We start from the raw sequence: 24293 nt of genomic DNA on the forward strand, positions 1-24293 counted from the left end.
CATTTCGACTTTATAGCGTTACGCCGCTTTTGAAGATCGCCAGTTCGCGGAAGTCGTTACGCTCGTTGCAGGTTTGCTTACCGTTGGCAAACTCAACGATGGTGTCGATAAATTCTTCCAGCAACTGCGGCATCGCTTTACCGTGGATCAGCTGACCCGCGTCAAAGTCGATCCAGTGTTTTTTCTTCGCCGCCAGTTCACTGTTGGTGGCGATTTTCACCGTCGGCACAAATCCACCGTATGGCGTGCCGCGACCAGTACTGAACAGCACCATATGGCAGCCCGCACCCGCCAGGGCGCTGGTCGCTACGGCATCGTTACCCGGCGCACTTAACAAGTTCAGCCCTGGCGTTTTCAGACGCTCGCCGTAACGCAGCACGTCAACCACGACACTGGAACCCGCTTTCTGGGTACAGCCAAGTGATTTGTCTTCCAGCGTGGTGATACCGCCCGCTTTGTTCCCCGGTGATGGGTTTTCGTAGATCGGCTGATCATGGGCAATAAAGTACTGTTTGAAGTCGTTGACCATGGTGACCAGTTTTTCAAACGTTGCTTCGTCGCGGCAATGGTCCATCAGCAACTGCTCTGCGCCAAACATCTCCGGCACTTCGGTCAGTACGGTAGTACCGCCGTTAGCAATCACGTAGTCAGAGAAACGCCCCAGCATCGGGTTAGCAGTAATACCAGAAAGACCGTCAGAACCACCGCACTCCAGACCAAACTTCAGTTCGCTGAGTTTGCCTGGCTCGCGTTTATCGTTGCGCATCACGTTATACAGCTGATGCAAATGCTCGATCCCGGCTTCGATCTCATCATCCTGCTGTTGGCAGATCATGAAATGAACGCGTTCAGGATCGATATCGCCCAACGTTTCACGGAATGCGGCAACCTGGTTGTTTTCACAGCCCAGACCAATCACCAGCACTGCGCCCGCGTTCGGGTGGCGCACCATGTTTTGCAGCATGGTGCGGGTGTTGATGTGATCGTCGCCCAGTTGTGAGCAGCCATAGGTGTGGCTGAAGAGGAACACGCCGTCGGTACCTTCGGCGTTGTTGGTCTCTTTCAGGAAACGGTTCTGGATTTGCCGCGCGATGCCGTTGACACAGCCCACGGTTGGCAGGATCCACAGCTCGTTACGCACCCCGACATCGCCGTTAGCGCGACGATAGATCTGCACTTCAGGATCTGCCGCTTGCGCAGGCAGATCCTGAAAATCAAGTTGATAGCGATACTGATCCAGATCGCTCAGATTCGTGCGCGTATTGTGGGCGTGGACGTGTTCCCCCGCCGCAATATCCGCCAATGCATAACCAATCGGCAGGCCATATTTGATGACGTTGGCCCCTTTTGCGATATCCGTTAACGCAAATTTATGTCCACGAGCAACATCCTGGCGCAGCGTAACAGTCTGGTTATCGACACTGACTTCTGTGCCTTCAGCCAAATCTGCTAAAGCGACCGCGACGTTATCCAGCGCATGGATCTTGATGTATTGCATATCAACCCCAGACCTTAGTTCAGTTCAATGGCGAAGTAGTCACGCGCATTGTTAAAGCAAATATTTTTCACCATCTCGCCCAGCAGGTTGATGTCCGCCGGTGCTTCGCCCGCTTCCACCCAGCGACCGATCATCTGGCACAGAATGCGGCGGAAGTATTCGTGACGGGTGTATGACAGGAAGCTACGGCTGTCAGTCAGCATACCGACAAAGCGGCTCAGCAGACCGAGCTGCGCCAGTTGGGTCATCTGACGTTCCATACCGTCTTTCTGATCGTTAAACCACCAGCCGGAACCGAACTGCATTTTGCCCGGCATACCTTCGCCCTGGAAGTTACCGATCATGGTGCCCAGCACTTCGTTATCGCGCGGGTTCAGGCAGTAGAGAATGGTTTTCGGCAGCAGGTTTTCTTCGTTCTGCTTGCTCAGCAGCTTAGACAACTCTTCCGCCATCGGACGGTCGTTGATGGAGTCAAAGCCTACATCCGGCCCCAGCAGTTTGAACTGACGCAGGTTGTTATTACGCAGCGCGCCAATGTGGTACTGCTGTACCCAGCCGCGACGTGCATATTCGGCACCAAGGAACACCAGTACCGCAGTTTTGAACTGTGCCACTTCGTGCTCGCTCAGGGTTTCGCCAGCCAGACGGCGCGCCAGAATGCTGTCCAGTTCCGCTTCGTTCGCTTCAGCAAACATCACCACGTCCAGCGCATGGTCAGACACTTTACAGCCGTGAGCGGCGAAGTGATCCAGACGTTTGGTCAAGGCAGTTTGCAGGTCAGCAAAGCGGCGAATGTCGGTATCGGAAACTTCGCCCAGCTTCGCCATGTAGTCGTTAAAGGTCGCCTGTTCGATATTGAAGGCTTTGTCCGGACGCCAGCTCGGCAGCACTTTGATGGTGAAAGAGCCGTCTTTGGCGATCTCTGCGTGATGCTCCAGAGAATCGATCGGGTCATCGGTGGTGCCGACCATTTTCACGTTCATCTGCTGCATGATGCCGCGCGCGGAGAAGTTATCCTGCGCCAGCAGTTCGTTACATTCGTTCCAGATTTCATCGGCAGTTGACGGAGAAAGCAATTTGCCAGTGATACCGAACGGACGACGCAGTTCGAGGTGCGTCCAGTGGTATAACGGGTTGCCGATAGTGTGCGGAACAGTCGCCGCCCAGGCGTCAAATTTTTCACGGTCAGACGCATCACCAGTACACAGACGCTCAGCCACACCGTTGGTACGCATAGCGCGCCATTTGTAGTGATCGCCCTTCAACCAGATGTCATACAGGTTTTTAAAACGATAGTCTTCCGCAATCTGCTGCGGCGGCAAATGGCAATGGTAATCGAAAATCGGCTGGTCTTTTGCGTAGTCGTGATACAGACGGCGGGCAAATTCGGTATCTAACAGGAAATCTTCAGTCATAAACGGAGTCATTTTCGTCTTCCTCTCAACGAGTGAGCTAGCTTGCTTATGGTGCGATGCTGACAAAGTTATCACACCAATTTCCAGAGTCCGAAGATATTTTCGTGAGTTAGATCAATAAACGTAGTTAAAAAAATTACTCTCAAAGTGGTAAATCTCGCTGCAGGCCGCGCCAGTACTGGCCTCGCTGTCGTCAGGTAATGTCCCTACAAATATTCGCACATTTGTGATGGCTCTCACCTTTTAAGGTTGTATGACAAGTTATCTTTCTGCCGTCGCAAATCATAAGTCGACGGAATGCAAATTGCCGATTCATTCATTTGTTAGATGAATCGGGTTAACCGGTACGGAAGCCGAATTAGCACGAAACTTTCATGGCAACGTTCGGGGCGTGCCGGTTTTTTTTTTCGGTTACCCGGTCGTAACTAACATCTTCAGCCTCTGGCGGGATGATGGCCGCGCTTCCTGCGGATATAACAAAACGATGAGGTTTTACATGCGTAAAATTAAAGGGTTACGTTGGTATATGATCGCACTGGTGACGCTCGGCACCGTGCTTGGTTACCTGACGCGTAACACTGTGGCGGCAGCTGCGCCAACTCTGATGGAAGAGTTAAACATCTCCACCCAACAGTATTCCTATATCATCGCAGCCTATTCTGCTGCTTATACGGTCATGCAACCGGTAGCAGGTTATGTACTGGATGTGCTGGGTACGAAAATCGGTTATGCAATGTTTGCTGTGCTGTGGGCCGTGTTCTGTGGTGCAACCGCGCTGGCAGGTAGCTGGGGTGGCCTAGCTGTTGCTCGTGGTGCGGTCGGTGCCGCGGAAGCAGCGATGATCCCGGCGGGTCTGAAAGCCAGCTCCGAATGGTTCCCGGCGAAAGAGCGTTCCATCGCAGTAGGCTACTTTAACGTAGGTTCTTCGATTGGTGCGATGATTGCGCCGCCGCTGGTGGTATGGGCAATCGTGATGCACAGCTGGCAGATGGCATTTATCATCTCCGGTGCATTGAGCTTTATCTGGGCGATGGCATGGCTGATTTTCTATAAACATCCGCGCGACCAGAAGCATCTGACCGATGAAGAACGCGACTATATTATTAATGGTCAGGAAGCCCAGCACCAGGTGAGCACGGCGAAGAAAATGTCCGTTGGTCAGATCCTGCGTAACCGTCAGTTCTGGGGTATCGCACTGCCGCGTTTCCTTGCAGAACCGGCCTGGGGTACTTTTAACGCGTGGATCCCGCTGTTCATGTTTAAAGTTTACGGCTTTAACCTGAAAGAGATCGCGATGTTCGCCTGGATGCCGATGCTGTTTGCTGACCTCGGTTGTATCCTCGGTGGTTACCTGCCGCCGCTGTTCCAGCGTTGGTTTGGTGTGAACCTGATCGTTTCCCGTAAGATGGTCGTAACGCTGGGTGCTGTGCTGATGATTGGCCCGGGTATGATCGGTCTGTTCACCAACCCGTATGTCGCAATTATGCTGCTGTGTATCGGTGGTTTTGCCCACCAGGCACTGTCTGGCGCGCTGATTACGCTCTCTTCTGACGTGTTCGGTCGTAACGAAGTGGCGACGGCGAACGGTTTAACCGGGATGTCCGCATGGCTGGCAAGTACGCTGTTTGCGCTGGTTGTCGGTGCACTGGCTGACACCATCGGCTTCAGCCCGCTGTTCGCAGTTCTGGCAGTATTTGACCTGCTGGGTGCGCTGGTTATCTGGACCGTATTGCAGAACAAACCGGCGATTGAGGTGGCGCAGGAAACACATAACGATCCCGCACCGCAACATTAACGTTTAACGTAAGTTAGAGGCACATAGCCACCTTATAACCCGACTTCGTCGTTTATATAGAAAAAAGCGTTTGTCCGGTTTGCAGGGTTAATTGATGGTTGGCAAGGAAGGCGTAAAGATTACTGACAATTTGCCCATGTAGTACCCGGCCTGTTTATCCATCACGCTGAATTTATCGACTGCCAGAGTCAAGGGTGTCGGCACACACATCACGGCATAGCGAATACCGGGCAGTACCACCGGACGCACACGTTTCAGGTTAATGCTGTTCCAGACCATATTTTCATTATTGCGCACATCAATTTGCCCACCGGTTTCCGGGTTGTACATTTTGACCCGGTAATCAATGCGTTCTCCCTCGTCGGTGGTGGTCCCTCCCTGACGATAGATAGAGAAGTAACCGTCTCTGCGCCCTGCAGCTGGTCGCCCTTCATCTTTGAGCATGATTTCATAACTGATGGCATTACCGTTAAAACCATCGTACAGGCACATGTCCAACATGGTCAGATCTTGCGCGTAGTTGCTGCCGTTAACGCTTCCTGTTGGATGCAAGTCTAACTGCACCCTTGGCGTGGCGTGGGCGAACTCCGGGAAGAACACGTCAATATGGTTGGGGTCGAGCGTATTCAGGGTAATATTTGCGAAATAGTCCTGGGCCGGGCTGTTCGAATGTAATTTAACTTTCCCCTTCCAGACGCCACCAATCGGCAAATTCTTCATCTCTGTCTGCTCAAGGTAGAGCGTAAGAAACTTTGTATCGTATATATAATAATGTTGACCATCTTCTGTACATGAAGATCTATTAGAATCCGGTAATGCTGCCAACTTACTGATTTAGTGTATGATGGTGATTTTAAGGTGCTTGCGTGGCTTCCATTTCCATCAGATGTCCTTCCTGCTCCGCTACTGAAGGCGTGGTGCGTAACGGCAAAAGCACTGCCGGACATCTGCGCTATCTCTGCTCTCATTGCCGTAAAACATGGCAACTACAGTTCACTTACACCGCCTCTCAGCCCGGTACGCACCAGAAAATCATTGATATGGCCATGAATGGCGTCGGATGTCGCGCCAGTGCACGCATTATGGGCGTTGGCCTCAACACGGTTTTACGTCACTTAAAAAACTCAGGCCGCAGTCGGTAACCTCGCGCATACAACCGGGCAGTGATGTGATTGTCTGCGCTGAAATGGACGAACATTGGGGCTACGTCGGTGCTAAATCACGTCAGCGCTGGCTGTTTTACGCGTATGACAGGATACGGAGGACGGTTGTGGCGCACGTCTTCGGTGAACGCACTCTGGCCACACTGGAGCGTCTTCTGAGCCTGCTGTCGGCCTTTGAGGTCGTGGTATGGATGACGGATGGCTGGCCGCTGTATGAATCACGCCTGAAGGGAAAGCTGCACGTTATCAGCAAGCGTTACACTCAGCGCATTGAGCGACATAATCTGAATCTGAGACAACATCTGGCAAGGCTGGGACGGAAGTCACTGTCGTTCTCAAAATCGGTGGAGCTGCATGACAAGGTCATCGGGCATTATCTGAACATAAAACACTATCAGTAAGTTGGAGTCATTACCAATTCAATCATCAAATTTATATATGACCAATGGCATACCCATGAATAAAGTGGTATGATAACTTCGTCCGCATTCCACTCCGGGAGACGCATATGGAAATCACTGAACCACGCCGTTTGTATCAACAACTTGCTGCTGACCTGAAAGAGCGCATTGAACAGGGCGTCTATCTGGTGGGTGATAAACTGCCTGCCGAACGCTTTATTGCCGATGAAAAGAACGTCAGCCGAACGGTAGTTCGTGAAGCCATCATCATGCTGGAAGTTGAAGGCTATGTGGAGGTGCGTAAAGGTTCAGGTATTCATGTGGTTTCCAACCAGCCGCGTCATCAGCAGGCGGCTGACAATAATATGGAATTCGCCAATTACGGTCCGTTTGAGTTGCTTCAGGCTCGCCAGCTCATCGAAAGTAATATTGCCGAGTTCGCGGCAACTCAGGTAACGAAACAAGACATCATGAAACTGATGGCCATTCAGGAACAGGCGCGCGGCGAACAATGCTTCCGTGATTCCGAGTGGGATTTACAGTTCCACATTCAGGTAGCCCTGGCGACGCAGAACTCCGCCCTGGCGGCCATCGTTGAAAAAATGTGGACCCAGCGTAGCCATAACCCGTACTGGAAAAAACTACACGAACACATTGATTCCCGTACCGTTGATAACTGGTGTGATGACCACGATCAAATTCTCAAGGCGTTAATTCGCAAAGATCCTCATGCTGCTAAGCTGGCAATGTGGCAGCATCTGGAAAACACCAAAATCATGTTATTTAACGAAACCAGCGACGATTTCGAGTTCAATGCCGACCGCTATCTGTTCGCCGAAAACCCGGTAGTGCATCTCGATACGGCCACCAGCGGCAGCAAATGAAATTCCTGTCCGACAGGCGCTGCAATGCGCCTGTTTGTCTCGTCGGTAAGCGAAAAGTATAAAGTGTCAGCCTGTGTAAATCCTCTCGCCACCCTCCCCTGCAATCAGCAAAATCAGACTCCACGGACATGTAATTTTGATAACGAACAACGTTGACCTTTGTTACAATTAGATTCAATTTGAATTTATGCTTTTGAATGCTTTCTTATCTCACGTTTTAACAGGGAATAGTTCAGGCTGTGTTGATGTATCAAACCCGCAGAACATACCAAAACAGCAATAACATTGCGGTAGTGCATCTTTTAAAACCAGCGTGGCGTTAACCGATTCACCAGGAATAATGAATGGAACTTTTGACCCAATTGCTGCAAGCCCTGTGGGCGCAGGATTTTGAAACCCTGGCCAATCCATCGATGATTGGCATGTTGTATTTTGTCTTGTTTGTAATTTTGTTCCTTGAAAATGGCTTGCTTCCGGCGGCCTTTTTACCGGGCGACAGTTTACTGGTATTGGTCGGCGTGTTGATTGCGAAAGGCGCGATGGGTTACCCGCAAACGATTCTGCTGCTGACCGTTGCCGCCAGCCTCGGTTGCTGGGTCAGCTATATTCAGGGGCGATGGCTGGGCAATACCCGCACCGTACAAAACTGGCTATCTCATTTACCCGCGCATTATCATCAACGCGCACACCATCTTTTTCATAAACACGGTTTATCGGCGCTGTTAATTGGTCGCTTTATTGCATTTGTCAGAACACTGCTGCCGACGATTGCCGGGTTATCAGGGCTGAATAACGCGCGCTTTCAGTTCTTCAACTGGATGAGCGGTCTGCTGTGGGTATTGATCCTGACAACTCTGGGTTACATGCTCGGCAAAACGCCGGTATTTTTAAAGTACGAGGACCAGCTGATGTCATGCCTGATGCTGCTCCCGGTGGTGCTGCTGGTGTTTGGCCTGGCAGGTTCTCTGGTCGTGTTATGGAAAAAGAAATATGGAAATCGGGGGTAAGGGATGCAAATACCTCGCATGTCGCTTCGCCAGCTAGCCTGGTCCGGCACTGTTTTACTTCTGGTCGGCACGCTGTTGCTGGCCTGGTCCGCGGTTCGCCAGCAAGAGTCTACGCTGGCGATTCGTGCCGTTCATCAAGGCACAACGATGCCAGACGGTTTTTCGATCTGGCATCACCTTGACGCTCATGGCATTCCTTTCAAAAGTATCACCCCCAAAAACGACACTCTGTTAATTACATTTGACTCCAGCGACCAGAGCGCCGCCGCAAAAGCGGTCCTCGACAGAACATTGCCCCATGGCTACATCATTGCGCAGCAGGACAATAACAGTCAGGCTATGCAGTGGCTGACCCGGTTACGGGATAACTCTCATCGCTTCGGATAACTTCCTGTTATCCGAAACATATCACTCACTTTGGTGATTTCACCGTAACTGTCTATGATTAATGAGGCGGTGGTTAACACTACCGCTTCGTTGTCTGGACAATCGTTCCTTTGTAATAGGTCCGAATCACAATGGAAGGTTCAAGAATGAAATACCGCATCGCTTTAGCTGTTTCTCTCTTTGCTCTTAGTGCCGGTAGTTATGCCACTACCCTGTGTCAGGAAAAGGAGCAAAATATCCTTAAGGAGATCAGCTATGCCGAAAAACACCAAAACCAGAATCGTATTGACGGTCTGAATAAAGCCCTGAGTGAAGTCCGGGCCAACTGTTCAGATAGCCAGCTGCGTGCCGATCATCACAAGAAAATCGCAAAGCAGAAAGATGAGGTGGCGGAACGCCAGCAAGATTTAGCCGAGGCGAAGCAAAAAGGCGATGCCGATAGAACGGAAACTGGCAGAAGCGCAGGAAGAGCTGAAAAAGCTGGAAGCGCGCGACTACTAACTCACAATAGTCACTACTTACTCACCTGGAGAAAACTATGTCGAAAGAACACACTACGGAACATCTGCGTGCTGAGTTGAAATCCCTTTCCGATACGCTGGAAGAGGTGCTTAGCTCATCTGGCGAGAAGTCGAAAGAAGAGTTGAGTAAGATTCGTAGCAAAGCGGAGCAGGCACTGAAACAGAGCCGTTATCGCCTGGGTGAAACCGGTGATGCCATCGCCAAACAAACCCGTGTCGCGGCGGCGCGTGCTGATGAGTATGTGCGTGAAAATCCGTGGACCGGCGTGGGAATTGGCGCTGCAATCGGTGTAGTGCTCGGCGTTCTGCTGTCGCGTCGTTAATTATGGCGGACACTCATCACGCGCAAGGGCCCGGTAAAAGCGTTCTGGGCATCGGGCAGCGAATTGTTTCCATCATGGTTGAAATGGTGGAAACACGTCTGCGGCTGGCGGTGGTGGAGCTGGAAGAGGAAAAAGCTAATCTCTTTCAACTTTTACTGATGCTGGGCCTGACGATGCTTTTCGCTGCATTTGGTCTTATGAGCCTGATGGTGCTAATTATTTGGGCGGTTGATCCGCAATATCGCCTGAATGCGATGATTGCCACCACCGTGGTGTTGCTGCTACTGGCACTGATTGGCGGTATCTGGACGTTACGTAAATCGCGTAAATCCACCTTGCTGCGCCATACACGCCATGAGCTGGCAAACGATCGGCAACTGCTCGAGGAGGAGTCCCGTGAGCAGTAAAGTCGAACGTGAACGACGTAAGGCGCAACTGCTTAGCCAGATCCAGCAACAACGGCTGGATCTTTCCGCCAGTAGTCGTGAATGGCTGGAGGCAACAGGCGCTTACGATCGTCGCTGGAATATGCTGCTAAGTCTGCGCTCCTGGGCGCTGGTTGGCAGTAGAGTGATGGCGATCTGGACGATTCGCCATCCTAATATGCTGGTCCGCTGGGCCAGACGCGGTTTTGGCGTATGGAGCGCCTGGCGTCTGGTTAAAACGACCCTCAAGCAGCAACAGCTTCGCGGTTAACTTCCCTCTGGCCGGAGCAATTCCGGCCTTATCCATCAAATTTTTTGAATATTTTTGACAGTTTTCCTTGCTAACAATCATCATTCACCACGTTTATGATTCTCTCCATCGACAGCAACGACGCTAATAGCGCGCCCTTGCACAAAAAAACAATCAGCAGCCTGAGTGGCGCAGTGGAGAGTATGATGAAAAAATTAGAAGATGTTGGTGTACTGGTAGCGCACATTTTAATGCCGATTCTGTTTATTACCGCAGGCTGGGGAAAAATCACCGCTTACTCTGGTACCCAACAATATATGGAAGCAATGGGTGTCCCGGGTTTTATGCTGCTGACGGCATTTTTATTTCACAGCAACTTTGCTGAAGGCGTCAACTCGCTGATGTTCATGAAAAACCTGACAATTTCTGGCGGATTCCTGCTGCTGGCAATTACCGGTCCGGGCGCGTATAGCATCGGCCGCCTGCTGAATAAAAAGTGGTAAGCACGCGCTATACTTAACGATAAAAAACGAGGAGGAAGCTCCTCGTTTTTGCTATTGGAGGAGAGAAAAATGGGTCAACTGATTGACGGCGTCTGGCATGACACCTGGTACGATACCAAATCTACCGGCGGTAAATTTCAACGTTCAGCTTCCGCATTTCGTAACTGGCTCACTGCCGATGGCGCACCTGGCCCCACTGGCACAGGCGGTTTTATCGCAGAGAAAGATCGTTATCATCTCTATGTTTCACTCGCCTGCCCGTGGGCGCACCGCACGCTGATCATGCGCAAACTCAAAGGACTGGAACCGTTTATTTCCGTTTCCGTAGTGAACCCGCTGATGCTGGAAAACGGCTGGACCTTTGATGACAGTTTTCCGGGAGCAACCGGAGATACGCTCTATCAACATGAATTTCTGTATCAGCTTTATCTCCACGCCGATCCACACTACAGCGGACGAGTTACTGTTCCCGTGCTGTGGGACAAAAAGAACCACACCATCGTCAGCAACGAATCAGCAGAAATCATCCGCATGTTCAATACCGCGTTTGATGCGCTGGGCGCAAAAGCGGGTGATTACTACCCACCAGCCCTGCAAACGAAAATTGACGAACTTAACGGCTGGATTTATGACACCGTTAACAACGGCGTGTATAAAGCTGGTTTTGCCACCAGCCAGCAAGCCTACGACGAGGCGGTGGCGAAAGTGTTTGAATCGCTGGCGCGACTGGAGCAGATTTTAGGCCAGCATCGTTACCTGACCGGCAACCAGCTAACCGAAGCCGATATTCGCCTGTGGACTACGCTGGTGCGTTTTGATCCAGTGTATGTGACCCACTTCAAGTGTGATAAGCACCGCATCAGCGATTACCTGAATCTGTATGGCTTCCTGCGCGATATCTACCAGATGCCGGGGATCGCCGAAACTGTCAATTTCGATCACATCCGTAATCATTACTTCCGCAGCCATAAGACCATCAACCCTACGGGGATTATTTCAATTGGTCCGTGGCAGGATCTCGATGAACCGCATGGACGAGATGTTCGCTTCGGTTAAAAAAAGGCACCTTACGAGGTGCCTCTGATAATTAGCTAAGTGCATGTTGTTCATGTCGGATGCGGCGTGAACGCCTTATCAAACCTACAAAGCGTTTATATTCAATATGTTACAATGACCGCGTAGGCCAGATAAGCGTAGCGCATCTGGCGATTTTGCGCTTGCCATCAGTCTTAGCGCGCCTTCACGGCACTTTATTAATTCCTTGAACGAATATTTACTGCCATTTCATTCACGTCTATTCTTAATTTGCTGCTTTAAAAACAAGTGATTGAGCAAAATTGAGGCAAAAATGGACTGGTATCTGAAAGTACTAAAAAATTATGTCGGTTTCCGGGGTCGTGCGCGGCGCAAAGAGTACTGGATGTTTATTCTGGTCAACATCATCTTTACGTTCGTGCTGGGGCTGCTGGATAAAATGTTAGGCTGGCAACGCGCTGGTGGCGAAGGCATCCTGACGATAATCTACGGTATTCTGGTGTTTTTACCGTGGTGGGCGGTTCAGTTCCGCCGCCTGCACGACACCGACCGCTCGGCGTGGTGGGCACTGCTATTCTTAATCCCGTTTATCGGCTGGCTTATTATCATCGTCTTTAACTGCCAGGCGGGTACGCCAGGCGAAAACCGCTTTGGACCAGATCCAAAACTGGAACAAGAATAATGATTAAGCACCTTGTAAAAGGTGCTTCAAATTGTTGACAAAGTGCGCTTTGTTTATGCCGGATGCGGCGTAAACGCCTTATCCAGCCTACAAATTGCCAAAATTCAATATATTGCAGTGACTGCGTAGGCCTGATAAGCGTAGCGCATCAGGCAGTTTTGCGTTTGTCAGCAGTCAGAAGCACCTTGTGAAAGGTGCTTAATAGATTATTTTCCAGCGAACAACTTTGGAATTTCCCGCAGACACCAGGATTTCGCTTCCCCCATACTGTCACGACGCCAGGCCATAATAATATCGATCTCGCTGGTCGATTCCGGGCTGACGACACGCAACCGCCCTTCCGCAATATCTTTTTCGACCATCGGATACGGCATCGTCGCCACGCCAAGCCCCGCCAGTAATGCCTGACGTTTATCTTCAATCGTGCTCACCGTTAAGCGCGGCTGTTTGTCCAGCAGCTGTACGGTCAACACCGGGCGCTCACGAGCGGTATCCGCTACCGCAATTCCACGATATTTCACACGCGTCACTTCAGATAACGGTTCCGGCTCCTGATGAATCGGGTGATCAGGCGCGGCAACGTAGACGTTCATTAACGTATAGAGCTTGCGCGAGTTGATCTCCGACGAGGAACGAAAATGCATATCCGGCGCGATAACGATATCCGCCCGCCCCTGCTCCAGCCGTTCCCACGCCCCCGCCAGCACTTCTGTGATGATTGCCAGTTGGGTATTGGCTTTTGCCGCCAGTTTGTCGATTAACGGGAAAAAGGCAGGTGTCGGTACCAGCGCTTCGGTCACAATGGTGAGATGCGTTTCCCAACCGCGCGCGAGAGCTTCCGCATCAGTAGTCAGTTTATCTGCGGCTTCCAGCAAAACGCGCCCTCGCTCCAGCAACATCCTCCCGACATTGGTGAATTTGGTGCGATGGCCCGAGCGGTCAAACAGCACCACATCCAGCTCTTCTTCCAGTTTTTGCATGGTGTAGCTAAGTGCGGAAGGCACGCGTCCCAGCTCATCCGCTGCCGCCGCAAAACTGCCCCGGCGATCGATCGCATCCATAACCCGTAGTGCTTCCAGCGTTAATGCCCTTTCTTTGGCCATTTCGTTCTCATTCAGGAAATTTGAACATACCGGGCAGAATATCTGGCTAACAATGTAGCGTCCAGCCCCTTACCATAAAAGGAAGTAAAGAGAGGTCAAGAATTATGATTACTACCCGAACTGCCAGGCAGTGTGGACAAGCAGACTACGGATGGTTGCAGGCCCGGTATACTTTTTCCTTTGGACACTACTTCGACCCGAAATTGTTAGGCTATGCCTCCCTGCGTGTGCTTAACCAGGAAGTGCTGGCCCCAGGTGCCGCCTTTCAGCCGCGAACCTATCCCAAAGTCGATATTTTAAATGTGATTCTGGATGGAGAAGCAGAGTATCGCGACAGCGAAGGCAATCATGTTCAGGCCAGCGCCGGAGAGGCGTTGCTGCTCTCTACCCAGCCGGGTGTCAGCTATAGCGAACACAATCTCAGCAAAGACAAACCGTTAACGCGAATGCAGCTTTGGCTGGATACCTGCCCGCAGCGAGAGAATCCGCTGATTCAAAAGCTGGCGCTTAATATGGACAAGCAGCAATTAATCGCCTCGCCAGAGGGTGCGATGGGAAGCCTGCAATTACGCCAACAAGTGTGGCTGCACCATATCGTGCTCGACAAAGGCGAAAGTGCGAATTTCCAGTTGCATGGGCCACGCGCGTATTTGCAATCGATTCACGGGAAATTTCATGCGCTTACGCATCATGAAGAGAAAGCGGCGCTAACCTGCGGTGATGGGGCGTTTATTCGTGACGAGGCTAACATTACGCTGGTTGCCGATTCCCCACTGCGCGCTTTGCTGATAGATTTGCCTGTCTAGTTGTTTTTACAGGGAGATGATGATGAGTAAAAAATCGACCAAAAAGCGCCAGCCAGCGAAGCCCGTGGTGGCGAAAGAACCTGCTCGCACCGCCAAAAATTTTGGCTATGAAGAGATGTTGAGCGAGCTGGAAGCTATCGTCGCGGATGCTGAAACGCGTTTAGCCGAGGATGAAGCTACCGCGTAAAGACAGGTTGCCGGATGCGGCGTAAACGCCTTATCCGGCCTACAAAACACAACAACATCAACAAATTAAACACCCCGTAGGCCGGATAAGATGCGCCAGCATCGCATCCGGCATCAGGTACAAAACACAACAACATCAACAAGTTGAGCACCCCGTAGGCCGGATAAGGTGCGCCAGCATCGCATCCGGCACAATACTCAAAACCTGGCGTTTATCTGGCCTTGCTCGCCATAATCTCGATAATCTGCCGATCCGTTTGCTGCATCGAATGGCTTGCTAACGCACACAGGTTGGCAATCGACTGCTCAACATCATGCGCCACGATCCCTTCATTGCCAGTCACGGCGGTATCATCCAGCGCCATTAACACCGCTTTCCACGCAGCCGAAGCACTGGTCGAAACCTTCATCGCGCAGCTGTTCGACGCACCATCGCAAATCATGCCGCTGACATCGCCGATCATACTGCTGATCGCCATCGAGATAGTTTCATAACGCCCATCCACCAGCCATGCCATCCCGGCGGCGGCCCCCATTGCTGCGGTCGTTGCGGCACAAAGTGCAGACAAACGCGGTAACTGGTTATGGATGTAAATTGCGCTCAAATGAGAAAGCATCAGCGCACGCGCCAGTCGTTCATCATCCGCTCCGAAGTGTTCTGCTACAACCACCACAGGCATTATTGCAGTGATCCCCTGGTTACCCGAGCCGGAGTTACTCATAGCCGGAAGCGTAGCGCCGCCCATACGCGCATCGGATGCCGCGCTGGTACGAATCACAATGGATGAAGAGAGATCTTTCGCCAGCAAACCGCGCTCGCACTGTTTTTCCAGCGTCGCGCCAATATGCAGCCCCCACTTACCGCTCAAACCTTCCTGCGATAACGCACAATTTAGCTTCGCGGAATCGAGAATAAAGCGGATCGCCGCAAATGGGACTTCATTGACGAACTTCAGGATCTCAGCCAGCGTCGTTCTGGAAAGCACCGTCAGCGGCGACTCTTGCTCGCCCTCTGCCACACACGCCTGGTGGGTAAACACCACACCATTGTGCGTCTCAATATGCACAATGTTGGTATGCCCGCCGACGATGGTGACACACGCCCACTTCTCACCGTTCCAGACTTTGGCGCGTGAGAAGAGGATTTCATTGCAAGGTTCCTGGATCTTAACAGAGACTTTCCCCGCCGCCAGCAGTGCTTTGGCATCGGCAATTGCCTGCGCAGTTGCGTCTTTCAGCACTTCCAGCCCGGCGTTGGCATTTCCACCTAACGCCCCCAGCGCCGCCGCAATCGGCAGCCCCACCATTCCCGTGCCGGGAACGGTGACGCCCAGACCGTTCTTCATCAGATTTGGCGAAACCCAGGCTTCTACACGTTCAACCGGACCTTCCAGTTCTGCCGCAGCAACCGCCGCCGCCAGCGCCAGTGAAATCGGTTCAGTACATCCCAGCGCCGGTTTTACTTCCTCCTGAACGGCGAGGATGTAACGCTGCCATAACGGATTTAAAGTCGAATCAAACATATTAAAAACCTTAAAATTTCAGGTAAATCAAGAAAATGCCAGGAACAGAGAAACACAAAGCAACAAACCAGTGACGATAATCAGGTACAGAGACATCCCTTTGTATTTGTGCAATGCCGGTACTTTGTAAACCAGCCACGCCGGGATCAGGCACCCTACCATGCCGAAAATCGGGCTACAGATAGAGGTGAAGCTCAACACCGGTGCGTTCAGTACGATGGAGCTCCAGGCCAGCAAAATGGCGAAAATCATGATGCCGCGCTGAACAAGATTTTCGTTAATCTTCTCGGCAGGCATCTTGCGACGCAGGATGTTCATTACGATCCCTTGCGTTGCTTCGCGAAAGCCTAAATAGACGCCAAAGAATGCAGTCATGACAGCAAAGATATTGAGAATGACGCTGACCACTTTCACCCACGCTGCGCCGTCACCGCTAATAAACTGTGCGGCAATCGCCAGCGCGGAAATATTCTGCTCGTAGGCTTTTACCGCTTCGTCATGTCCCATCGCCAGCGTGAACGACACGGCGTAGAAAAAGACGGTGACAAACAAAATGCCAAACGCGATATTCATTGCCCGCAATGCTTTATGCCGCGCCACTTCAATTGATTTTTCCCGCGAGCGATAAGAGATCACCATCGGGCTTAACGTCTGGATAAACAGAATCGACGTCAGGGTAAACGGCAGCGTAATAATGGCGTTTTTCACCAGCAGCCCCAGCGGCGGTAGCGAACCGACGTTATACAGATGCCACATTCCCACCATCGACACGCCCAGCGCAGCGACTACCAGCAGCTTGGTCAGCACCATGTCGGTCGAAATTTTGAATAACAATTTCTCGCCGCGTGAAGAGATCGCCACCAGAATGCAAATCAGTACCAGACCATAAAAGGGACTGTCTGACAGCAACCCTTCCGTCACGCCGAAGGTATGCAGATAGGAAGCACTATCGTTGGTGATGGCGGTGGAATAGACGAACATCCAAATCACCAGCATTACGAAATAGAGCGCACCTAACAGGATGCCCCAGTTTTTACCTAAATAACCGCTAATGACACTCGGGTAATCTTTACATTCTGGTGATTCTGCCAGCGTATTAATAAACAACCGCTGAAACAGATACATTGCCGGGTAACCAATCACCGATGAGAGCAAAAATACCCACAATCCCATCAAACCGACCTGCACCGGGAGAAAAACAATCCCCGCGCCAATCGCCATCCCGATACTCATAATCACCCAGCCGGTGTCAGTACTGTCGAATTTGATCGCTTCTCGCCACTCGCTCTCACTCATTCCAGCACGACCCGCCGGGGTCGAAGCGTCTGCAATGACGCCTTTATTCGATGCAATTTCCATAATTTCTCGCTCAATATTTTGTAGGGCTTATTATTTTTTTCCGAGCCGCATCAAGGCGATATGCGGTCTACGTTTTTGCAGGCGAGTTATTAGAATAAAGAAATGATACGCGCGAGGTCAGAGAAAATCTTCACAATCAAGACTTTAAAATAACGGAGATGGATAAGAATTTTCTACTAAATTAATCACAAGAGAATATTCATTCTCTATTTGCGGCAGATCACAAAAAAAAGGTGCACATTTGTGCACCCAAGGATGAAAGCTGACAGCAATGTCAGCCGCAGACCACTTTAATGGCCAGTCCTCCGCGTGATGTTTCGCGGTATTTATCGTTCATATCTTTGCCGGTTTCATACATCGTCTCGATCACTTTATCGAGTGAAACACGCGGTGCCGAGGTGCGGCGCATCGCCATCCGCGCGGCGTTTACTGCTTTCACGGCATTAATGGCATTACGTTCAATGCACGGGATTTGTACCTGTCCGGCAACCGGATCGCAGGTCAGCCCAAGGTTATGCTCCATCGCGATTTCCGCCGCATTGCATACCTGCGCCGGACTGCCGCCCAGTAGTTCAGTTAACCCTGCCGCTGCCATTGAACAGGCCACGCCAATCTCCCCCTGACAGCCGACCTCCGCGCCAGAGATGGAGGCGTTCATTTTATACAGCGCGCCAATAGCCCCCGCTGCCAGAAAATAGCGGGCAATTGACCGCTCGTTTACCGGACGACGGAACTTATCGTAATAAGCCAGCACTGCCGGAATAATGCCGCACGCACCGTTAGTCGGTGCCGTTACCACGCGCCCGCCAGCTGCGTTTTCTTCACTAACCGCCAGCGCGTACATGTTGATCCAGTCGATGACATTCATCGGATCGTTAGAGATGTTATCGCTAGAAACCAGCTGACGACGCAGCGCTACGGCACGACACGGCACATTGAGCGGACCAGGCAGCACGCCTTCAGTGTTCATCCCGCGTTCAATACCGTCATGCATCACTTGCCAGATACGGGCAAACCCTGCGTCAATTTCCGCTTTGCTGCGCAGCGCCAGCTCGTTGTGCATCATCAGGCCAGATATAGACAGGCCGTTGTAATCACACATTTTCAGCAGTTCACCTGCTGAGTGGAAATCGTAAGGTACGGACGTTTCGACATCGTGCGACAGGCCGAAGTGTTCTTCTTCGACAATAAACCCGCCGCCGACAGAGTAATAGGTTTTACTTAATAGCGCTTCCTGTCCCTTCCAGGCAGTGATCCGCATTCCGTTCTCATGGCGAGGCAACATTTCGGGATGGAAGATAATGTTCTTTGCTACAGGAAAATCAACAATATGCGCACCAGATGCCACTGGCAGCCGCCCGCTGCGCGTTACTAACTCTATAAATGCAGGGATCTCATCAATGACAACATCCTGCGGACTGTTTCCTGCCAGTCCCATGATAATGGCGACATCCGTGGCATGGCCTTTGCCCGTCAGTGACAACGACCCGTACAGATCGACCACAATATGGCTCGTCGCGGTTAATAAGCCGCTACTTTCCAGCCGATCAATAAAACTTTTTCCGGCATTCATTGGCCCCACGGTATGCGAACTGGAGGGACCAATCCCAATTTTGAAAATATCGAATGCACTAATCATATCCACACCCTCGGATTGCCGTTCAGTGAAGTGGAGCGGAACGACCTTGCGACCGTCCCGCTCACGAGGCTTTACGCACTACGTACTGCGATAGCTTCAATTTCCAGCTTCACATCTTTCGGCAAACGCGCAACCTGCACACAGCTCCGGGTCGGGTAGGTCGCCTGATGCTCATCGAAGAACTGCTTATAGACTTCATTGATGGTGGCAAAATCATTCAGATCGGTGATGAACACGGTCATCTTGATGATATCGCCCACGCTCAGCCCGGCAGCAACCACGATCGCTTTGACGTTTTCGAGGCTTAAACGCGCCTGATCTTGCACATCAGCCGGGATCTCACCGGTCTGCGGGCAAACCGGAATTTGCCCGGAGGTGAAGACCATGCTGCCTAAATCAACGCCCTGAACATAAGGGCCGATTGCGCCTGGGGCACGTTGCGTTTCGATAATCTTTTTCATACATCCTCCGGCGTCAGAGCGCCTGGGTAAAAGTACGTGAAATAACATCCTGTTGCTGTTCACGGGTCAGTGCGTTGAAGCGCACGGCGTAGCCAGAGACACGGATTGTCAGGTTAGGATATTTTTCCGGGTGCTCGATGGCATCCAGCAGCATTTCCCGATTCATTACGTTGACGTTGAGGTGTTGACCGCCTTCGACATCCGCTTCGTGGTGGAAATACCCATCCAGCAGGCCGACAAGGTTGGTTTTACGTACTGGATCTTCTTTGCCCAGCGCCGCAGGAACGATTGAGAAGGTGTACGAGATCCCATCTTTGGCGTAGGTGAACGGCAGTTTCGCCACCGACGTCAATGAGGCCACGGCACCTTTGCGGTCACGACCATGCATCGGGTTAGCGCCCGGCGCGAACGGTGTTCCGGCGCGACGACCGTCCGGCGTATTACCGGTTTTCTGGCCGTACACCACGTTAGAAGTGATAGTCAGAATCGACTGGGTAGGGACGGCGTTGCGATAGGTTGGCAGCGCTTTAATTTTCTTCATAAAGCGTTCAACCAGGTCGCAGGCAATGCTGTCTACGCGCTCGTCGTTGTTGCCGTACTGCGGATATTCACCGTCGATTTCAAAGTCCACCGCCAGGCCGTTTTCGTCACGGATTGGTTTCACGCGGGCATATTTGATGGCAGACAGGGAGTCCGTCGCCACCGACAGGCCCGCGATGCCGCATGCCATAGTGCGATAGACATCACGATCGTGCAGCGCCATCAGCGAAGCTTCGTAGCTGTACTTGTCGTGCATGTAGTGAATGATATTCAGCGCGCTGATGTACTGCACCGCCAGCCAGTCCATGAAGTGATCGAGGCTGTCCATCACTTTGTCGTAATCCAGCACGTCGTCCATCAGCGGTGCTGTTTTCGGCCCGACCTGAATCTTCAGCTTCTCGTCCACCCCGCCGTTAATTGCGTAGAGCAGCGTTTTCGCCAGGTTAGCGCGTGCACCAAAGAACTGCATTTGCTTACCAATCACCATTGGGCTGACGCAGCAGGCAATCGCGTAATCGTCGCTGTTGAAGTCAGTACGCATCAGATCGTCATTTTCATACTGCAAGGAAGAGGTGACGATCGACACCTGCGCGGCATATTTTTTGAAGGCAATCGGTAATTCTTCCGACCAAAGAATGGTCAGGTTAGGTTCCGGTGCCGGCCCCATAGTGTGCAGGGTGTGCAAATAGCGGAAGGAGTTTTTGGTCACCAGCGTACGACCGTCCAGCCCCATCCCGCCGATCACTTCCGTCGCCCAGATTGGGTCGCCGGAGAACAGCGAATCAAATTCCGGTGTACGCAGGAAGCGTACCATACGGATCTTCATGATGAAGTGATCGATCAGTTCCTGTGCCTGCTGCTCATTGAGGACGCCAGCTTTAAAGTCGCGCTCAATGTAGATATCCAGGAACGATGCCGTGCGCCCCAGCGACATCGCGCCGCCATTTTGCGATTTCACTGCCGCCAGATAAGCGAAGTAGAGCCACTGCACCGCTTCCTGTGCATTCTGCGCCGGGCGAGAGATATCAAAGCCATATTTCGCCGCCATTTCCTGAATCTGCAACAGCGCATGACGATGCTCTGCCAGCTCCTCACGCAGACGGATGGTGGCTTCCAGATCCTCGCCTTTTTCCAGACGAGACTGGAGATCGGCAAATTGCAGTTCGCGTTCACGCACCAGATAACTGATGCCATACAGCGCTACGCGGCGATAGTCACCGATAATGCGCCCACGACCATAGCCATCTGGTAAACCGGTCAGCACGCCAGATTTACGGCAGCGCAGCATATCCGGTGAGTAAACATCAAATACGCCCTGGTTATGGGTTTTACGCAGATCGGTAAACAGATATTCAAATTCACTGTCCATTTCACGGCCATAGGCGTGGAATGAACTTTTAATCATATTAATGCCACCGAACGGGTGTAGCGCACGTTTCAACGGCGCATCCGTTTGCAGGCCAACAATTTTTTCCAGCGGCTGGTTAATATATCCCGCATCATGAGCGGTAATTGTGGTGGCAATATTGGTATCGAAATCAACCGGCGCGTGGGTTGCGTTTTCGATACGGATGCCTTCCATTACCTTTTCCCACAATTCCGTGGTGGCAGGCGTCGCTTCGGCGAGAAAAGATTCATCGCCTTCATACGGTGTATAGTTATGTTGAATAAAATCGCGGACATTAATTTCGCTTTTCCAGTCCGTACCTTTAAAGCCAAGCCATGCGTCAGCGTACAGCTTATCGCTGGTATCAATATCTACCTTCATGAAAAATAATCTCTCTACAATACTTCAACTAAATTATGCAAATTCTGCGGGCGCGTTAACTTTACCTAAATGAATGGCATCCAAAGCAATCATTTTTTCTTCGTTAGTCGGAATAACGACGCAAATGACATGCGCATTTTCACTGGAAACAATTCGCTCGCCAAAAGAGTTAGAACGATTATTCATTTCTGTATCAATCTCTACGCCTAATACAGCCAAATGTTCCATGACCAGACGACGAATTAAACTTGAATTCTCTCCTATTCCGCCGGTGAATATAATTCCATCCAGCCGACGTAATGAAGCTGCATGTCCGGCAATATGACGGGCAATTCGGTGAACAAAGGTTTTAATTGCCAGTTGCGCGCGTTCGTGACCTTCATGCCAGGCTTTTTCCAGAACACGTAAATCCGAAGAAAGACCGGAAATACCTAATAATCCCGACTCTTTATTCACTACGCGTTCCAGGTCACCCAGGCTCTGGTTGGTTTGGCTGGCGACCCAGGACATCGCACCAAAGTCGACATCGCCACTGCGGGTACCCATCATCAAGCCTTCCAGCGGCGTCATTCCCATTGAGGTGTCAACACTCTGACCGTTGCGAACTGCGCAGATTGACGCGCCATTGCCAAGATGCGCCACAACCAGGCCGGAGTCATCTTCCGCCAGATTCAGCAGCGAATGTGCGCGCTGGGAAACATAGCGGTGCGACGTGCCGTGGAAACCATAACGGCGTACACCTAACTCTTCATAATATTTCCACGGCAGGCCGTATAAATAAGCTTCCGGAGCCATCGTCTGGTGGAAACTGGTATCAAATACCGCCACCTGAGTTACGCCCGGAAATAATTGCTGCGCCGATTCAATACCACTTAAATTTGCGTAATTATGCAGGGGTGCCAGTGGAGAAACGCGACGGATATTATCAATGACTTCATCGGTAATAATGGCGGACTCGGTAAAAATACTGCCGCCGTGAGCGATGCGGTGGCCAATTAAGGCCACGCTGTCATTTAAATTCCGTTTTTCCAGTTCAAATGCAATTGCCTTCAATGCACCTTCGTAGCTGTGGTGAGCCAGCGGTGCTGGCTCTCCCCCATTTACGGATAAGAATGCATTTTCCGAGTTAATACCGTCGGCAATACCTGACATTAATACTTCACAATCGCTGGCATCGAGTACGGAAAACTTAATCGAAGACGAACCACAGTTAATAACCAAAACAACCGGAAATTCATTCATCTCTTTTCTCATCCTGAGTTACGGATTAAAACAGTTTGTATACGATGTTCAGGATGGTCAGCAGACCAATCACGGTAACAAACACGTTATCCAGACGACCACGGTATTTCGCCAGAGACGGCGCTTTACGGATAGCATACATCGGCAACAGGCACAGCAGGGATGCGATAATCGGTGCGCCCATGGCTTCAATCAGGTCGAGGATGTTCGGGTTGGCGTAGGCAACAACCCAGGTGGAGCCCATGATGAAGATCATGCTGAGAGTATTCAGTTTACCCAGCGACACTTTGGTTTTGTCACCTTTATAACCGAACTTCAGAATCAGACCATTCAAGCCTTCCAGCGTCCCCAGATAGTGACCGAAGAAAGATTTGAAGATAGCCACGAGTGCGATGATGGAAGCCGCATATTCCAGTGTAATCGCGAACGTTGTTTTCGTACCGGTCATGGACGCAAAGTGGTTAGCCAGATAAGAAAGCACTGGAATATTCTGCGCTTTGGCTTCCGCCATGTTGGCCGGAGACAGAGTAAACAGGCAGCTAAAGGCAAAGAACATCACCACTGCAACCATCAGCATGCTGGCACGAGAAATGATTTGGGAACATTTACGTTCGGTGAAGTCGCGACCGAAGTCTTTCTCATACTCTTCACGTTTAGAAACCACGAAGGAAGAGACGATTGGCGAGAAGTTAAAGGAGAAAACCATGATGGAAATCCCCAGCCAGACAGTGATCAGGATACCGTCATGACCGGTTAACGACAGCGAACCGAGGTCAACCTGGTCGATAACTGCAGAGTTCCAGTAAGGGATCAGCGACAGAGAAATCAGCACCAGGCTGGCGATAAACGGCCATACCAGGTAGCTCATCACTTTAACCATCAGATCCTTACCAAACCAGATGACGAAAGCCATCAGCAGCAACAGGAACAGCGCCACAAAGCCGCGATTCAGCGGTGCAAATCCGAGCTGGTTTTCCCAGAACGTCATAAAGGTATTGGTAATAGTAACGCCATAAATCCACAGCAGTGGGCAAATCGCGAAGAAGTACAGGAACGTGATAACCACGCCGCCAGTTTTACCAAAATGCTCTTCCACCGTTTCCGTAATGTTGCCGGAAGGGTTAGAGCCAGAAAGACACAGACGCGCCAGCGCCCGGTGGCAATAAAATGCGATGGGGTATGCCAATACCAACATCAGAAGAATCGGGATCAGTCCGCCAAAACCTGCGCGGATAGGGAAGAACAGCACCCCGGCGCCGATTGCCGTACCAAACAAGCCTAACGTCCATGTGGTATCTGATTTACGCCAGGACGATTGTTTTGTCTGGCTGGATACAATGCTATCTGAAGTACTCATATCCTATCCTCAACGAATTA

Annotated in this window: 25 protein-coding genes, 1 pseudogene and 2 other annotated features; of the genes and pseudogenes, 15 read left to right on the forward strand and 11 right to left on the reverse strand. The window is 51.3% G+C overall.

Annotated elements, in window-relative coordinates:
* Positions 1-10: 10 nt before the first annotated feature.
* Positions 11-1498: an altronate hydrolase gene (gene uxaA / locus SF3131; RefSeq protein ID NP_708896.1), complete on the reverse strand. Its 1488-nt coding sequence runs from the start codon at positions 1496-1498 to the stop codon at positions 11-13.
* A 14-nt stretch (positions 1499-1512) separates the two neighbouring features.
* On the reverse strand, positions 1513-2925 hold the full coding sequence (gene uxaC, locus SF3132) for a glucuronate isomerase (protein NP_708897.2): 1413 nt from the start codon (positions 2923-2925) through the stop codon (positions 1513-1515).
* Positions 2926-3409: 484 nt separating this feature from the next.
* On the opposite strand from uxaC, the gene exuT reads away from it, so the two are divergent.
* Entirely contained in the window at positions 3410-4708 is a 1299-nt protein-coding gene (exuT, locus tag SF3133) for a hexuronates transporter (protein ID NP_708898.2), read from the forward strand.
* 87 nt (positions 4709-4795) lie between these two features.
* On the opposite strand, the gene SF3134 is transcribed toward exuT, so the two are convergent.
* Positions 4796-5428, reverse strand: coding sequence for a hypothetical protein (locus SF3134; protein ID NP_708899.2), 633 nt, complete (start codon positions 5426-5428; stop codon positions 4796-4798).
* 91 nt (positions 5429-5519) lie between these two features.
* Positions 5520-6287, forward strand: a mobile genetic element.
* Between SF3134 and insA the strand changes: the two genes are divergently transcribed.
* The 12 genes and pseudogenes from insA to yhaH all read left to right on the forward strand — a co-directional run bounded on the left by insA (position 5575) and on the right by yhaH (position 12289).
* Positions 5575-5850, forward strand: a complete 276-nt coding sequence (gene insA, locus SF3135) for an insertion element IS1 protein InsA (RefSeq protein NP_708900.1) — start codon at positions 5575-5577, stop codon at positions 5848-5850. (Overlaps the previous feature by 276 nt.)
* A complete protein-coding gene (insB, locus tag SF3136) occupies positions 5877-6272 on the forward strand; it encodes an insertion element IS1 protein InsB (RefSeq protein ID NP_708901.1) in 396 nt (131 codons plus the stop codon). (Lies within the feature at positions 5520-6287.)
* Positions 6288-6379: 92 nt before the next feature.
* Positions 6380-7156 (forward strand): DNA-binding transcriptional repressor ExuR, encoded by a 777-nt coding sequence (gene exuR, locus SF3137; protein ID NP_708902.1) that lies wholly within the window; start codon positions 6380-6382, stop codon positions 7154-7156.
* A gap of 344 nt (positions 7157-7500) precedes the next feature.
* Entirely contained in the window at positions 7501-8163 is a 663-nt protein-coding gene (gene yqjA, locus SF3138) for a hypothetical protein (protein ID NP_708903.1), read from the forward strand.
* Positions 8164-8181: 18 nt separating this feature from the next.
* The gene (yqjB, locus tag SF3139; protein ID NP_708904.2) at positions 8182-8550 is read left to right on the forward strand and encodes an EnvZ/OmpR regulon moderator; all 369 of its coding nucleotides are present in this window, start codon (positions 8182-8184) and stop codon (positions 8548-8550) included.
* Positions 8551-8681: 131 nt separating this feature from the next.
* Positions 8682-9051 (forward strand) — a sequence feature (Similar to Escherichia coli K12 conserved hypothetical protein gi: 2367195 (128 aa). BLAST with identity of 99% in 123 aa. This CDS ontains frameshift. The sequence has been checked and is believed to be correct.).
* Positions 8682-9051: pseudogene (gene yqjC / locus SF3140) on the forward strand. It overlaps the preceding feature by 370 nt.
* A 37-nt stretch (positions 9052-9088) precedes the next feature.
* Positions 9089-9394 carry a hypothetical protein gene (yqjD, locus tag SF3141; protein NP_708905.2) on the forward strand — a complete coding sequence of 102 codons (306 nt, stop codon included), beginning with the start codon at positions 9089-9091 and terminating at the stop codon, positions 9392-9394.
* 2 nt (positions 9395-9396) lie between these two features.
* A complete protein-coding gene (gene yqjE, locus SF3142; RefSeq protein ID NP_708906.1) occupies positions 9397-9801 on the forward strand; it encodes a hypothetical protein in 405 nt (134 codons plus the stop codon).
* The gene (locus tag SF3143) at positions 9791-10090 is read left to right on the forward strand and encodes a hypothetical protein (protein ID NP_708907.1); all 300 of its coding nucleotides are present in this window, start codon (positions 9791-9793) and stop codon (positions 10088-10090) included. Before yqjE ends, SF3143 begins: the two co-directional genes overlap by 11 nt.
* A gap of 95 nt (positions 10091-10185) precedes the next feature.
* The gene (locus SF3144) at positions 10186-10572 is read left to right on the forward strand and encodes a hypothetical protein (protein NP_708908.1); all 387 of its coding nucleotides are present in this window, start codon (positions 10186-10188) and stop codon (positions 10570-10572) included.
* Between the two features lie 69 nt (positions 10573-10641).
* The gene (gene yqjG / locus SF3145) at positions 10642-11628 is read left to right on the forward strand and encodes a transferase (protein ID NP_708909.2); all 987 of its coding nucleotides are present in this window, start codon (positions 10642-10644) and stop codon (positions 11626-11628) included.
* Positions 11629-11920: 292 nt separating this feature from the next.
* Entirely contained in the window at positions 11921-12289 is a 369-nt protein-coding gene (gene yhaH, locus SF3146; protein ID NP_708910.2) for a cytochrome, read from the forward strand.
* A 206-nt stretch (positions 12290-12495) separates the two neighbouring features.
* Here yhaH and yhaJ read toward each other — a convergent pair whose 3' ends face one another.
* Complete coding sequence (yhaJ, locus tag SF3147; protein NP_708911.1) at positions 12496-13392, reverse strand: LysR family transcriptional regulator; 897 nt, start codon at positions 13390-13392, stop codon at positions 12496-12498.
* Between the two features lie 104 nt (positions 13393-13496).
* On the opposite strand from yhaJ, the gene yhaK reads away from it, so the two are divergent.
* Both yhaK and yhaL read left to right on the forward strand, forming a co-directional pair.
* A complete protein-coding gene (gene yhaK / locus SF3148; protein ID NP_708912.1) occupies positions 13497-14198 on the forward strand; it encodes a hypothetical protein in 702 nt (233 codons plus the stop codon).
* A 22-nt stretch (positions 14199-14220) separates the two neighbouring features.
* Positions 14221-14385 carry a hypothetical protein gene (gene yhaL / locus SF3149; RefSeq protein NP_708913.2) on the forward strand — a complete coding sequence of 55 codons (165 nt, stop codon included), beginning with the start codon at positions 14221-14223 and terminating at the stop codon, positions 14383-14385.
* Positions 14386-14596: 211 nt separating this feature from the next.
* Here the strand turns inward: yhaL and yhaM are convergent, their stop codons facing one another.
* The 7 genes from yhaM to tdcC all read right to left on the reverse strand — a co-directional run bounded on the left by yhaM (position 14597) and on the right by tdcC (position 24273).
* Positions 14597-15907: a hypothetical protein gene (yhaM, locus tag SF3150; protein ID NP_708914.3), complete on the reverse strand. Its 1311-nt coding sequence runs from the start codon at positions 15905-15907 to the stop codon at positions 14597-14599.
* A gap of 27 nt (positions 15908-15934) precedes the next feature.
* A complete protein-coding gene (yhaO, locus tag SF3151) occupies positions 15935-17266 on the reverse strand; it encodes a transport system permease (RefSeq protein NP_708915.1) in 1332 nt (443 codons plus the stop codon).
* A gap of 274 nt (positions 17267-17540) precedes the next feature.
* Entirely contained in the window at positions 17541-18905 is a 1365-nt protein-coding gene (locus tag SF3152; RefSeq protein ID NP_708916.2) for an L-serine dehydratase TdcG, read from the reverse strand.
* Positions 18906-18976: 71 nt separating this feature from the next.
* A complete protein-coding gene (yhaR, locus tag SF3153) occupies positions 18977-19366 on the reverse strand; it encodes an endoribonuclease L-PSP (RefSeq protein ID NP_708917.2) in 390 nt (129 codons plus the stop codon).
* Positions 19367-19379: 13 nt separating this feature from the next.
* Complete coding sequence (gene tdcE, locus SF3154; RefSeq protein ID NP_708918.1) at positions 19380-21674, reverse strand: formate acetyltransferase 3; 2295 nt, start codon at positions 21672-21674, stop codon at positions 19380-19382.
* A 33-nt stretch (positions 21675-21707) separates the two neighbouring features.
* On the reverse strand, positions 21708-22916 hold the full coding sequence (tdcD, locus tag SF3155; RefSeq protein ID NP_708919.4) for a kinase: 1209 nt from the start codon (positions 22914-22916) through the stop codon (positions 21708-21710).
* A gap of 25 nt (positions 22917-22941) precedes the next feature.
* Positions 22942-24273: a threonine/serine transporter TdcC gene (tdcC, locus tag SF3156; RefSeq protein ID NP_708920.1), complete on the reverse strand. Its 1332-nt coding sequence runs from the start codon at positions 24271-24273 to the stop codon at positions 22942-22944.
* Positions 24274-24293: the final 20 nt, after the last annotated feature.

The sequence above is a fragment of the Shigella flexneri 2a str. 301 genome (assembly GCF_000006925.2).
GTDB lineage: Bacteria > Pseudomonadota > Gammaproteobacteria > Enterobacterales > Enterobacteriaceae > ECMA0423.

Bases quoted from the DNA above. Each gene is read 5' to 3' on its own strand.
- yqjD (NP_708905.2), top strand. From the start codon at position 9,089: ATGTCGAAAGAACACACTACGGAACATCTGCGTGCTGAGTTGAAATCC.
- tdcC (NP_708920.1), bottom strand. From the start codon at position 24,273: ATGAGTACTTCAGATAGCATTGTATCCAGCCAGACAAAACAATCGTCC.
- yqjE (NP_708906.1), top strand. From the start codon at position 9,397: ATGGCGGACACTCATCACGCGCAAGGGCCCGGTAAAAGCGTTCTGGGC.
- exuT (NP_708898.2), top strand. From the start codon at position 3,410: ATGCGTAAAATTAAAGGGTTACGTTGGTATATGATCGCACTGGTGACG.
- tdcE (NP_708918.1), bottom strand. From the start codon at position 21,674: ATGAAGGTAGATATTGATACCAGCGATAAGCTGTACGCTGACGCATGG.
- SF3152 (NP_708916.2), bottom strand. From the start codon at position 18,905: ATGATTAGTGCATTCGATATTTTCAAAATTGGGATTGGTCCCTCCAGT.
- yhaK (NP_708912.1), top strand. From the start codon at position 13,497: ATGATTACTACCCGAACTGCCAGGCAGTGTGGACAAGCAGACTACGGA.
- yqjA (NP_708903.1), top strand. From the start codon at position 7,501: ATGGAACTTTTGACCCAATTGCTGCAAGCCCTGTGGGCGCAGGATTTT.
- yhaJ (NP_708911.1), bottom strand. From the start codon at position 13,392: ATGGCCAAAGAAAGGGCATTAACGCTGGAAGCACTACGGGTTATGGAT.
- tdcD (NP_708919.4), bottom strand. From the start codon at position 22,916: ATGAATGAATTTCCGGTTGTTTTGGTTATTAACTGTGGTTCGTCTTCG.
- yhaO (NP_708915.1), bottom strand. From the start codon at position 17,266: ATGGAAATTGCATCGAATAAAGGCGTCATTGCAGACGCTTCGACCCCG.
- SF3134 (NP_708899.2), bottom strand. From the start codon at position 5,428: ATGAAGAATTTGCCGATTGGTGGCGTCTGGAAGGGGAAAGTTAAATTA.
- yhaH (NP_708910.2), top strand. From the start codon at position 11,921: ATGGACTGGTATCTGAAAGTACTAAAAAATTATGTCGGTTTCCGGGGT.
- uxaC (NP_708897.2), bottom strand. From the start codon at position 2,925: ATGACTCCGTTTATGACTGAAGATTTCCTGTTAGATACCGAATTTGCC.
- SF3144 (NP_708908.1), top strand. From the start codon at position 10,186: ATGATTCTCTCCATCGACAGCAACGACGCTAATAGCGCGCCCTTGCAC.
- yqjG (NP_708909.2), top strand. From the start codon at position 10,642: ATGGGTCAACTGATTGACGGCGTCTGGCATGACACCTGGTACGATACC.
- yqjB (NP_708904.2), top strand. From the start codon at position 8,182: ATGTCGCTTCGCCAGCTAGCCTGGTCCGGCACTGTTTTACTTCTGGTC.
- yhaM (NP_708914.3), bottom strand. From the start codon at position 15,907: ATGTTTGATTCGACTTTAAATCCGTTATGGCAGCGTTACATCCTCGCC.
- yhaL (NP_708913.2), top strand. From the start codon at position 14,221: ATGAGTAAAAAATCGACCAAAAAGCGCCAGCCAGCGAAGCCCGTGGTG.
- uxaA (NP_708896.1), bottom strand. From the start codon at position 1,498: ATGCAATACATCAAGATCCATGCGCTGGATAACGTCGCGGTCGCTTTA.
- exuR (NP_708902.1), top strand. From the start codon at position 6,380: ATGGAAATCACTGAACCACGCCGTTTGTATCAACAACTTGCTGCTGAC.
- yhaR (NP_708917.2), bottom strand. From the start codon at position 19,366: ATGAAAAAGATTATCGAAACGCAACGTGCCCCAGGCGCAATCGGCCCT.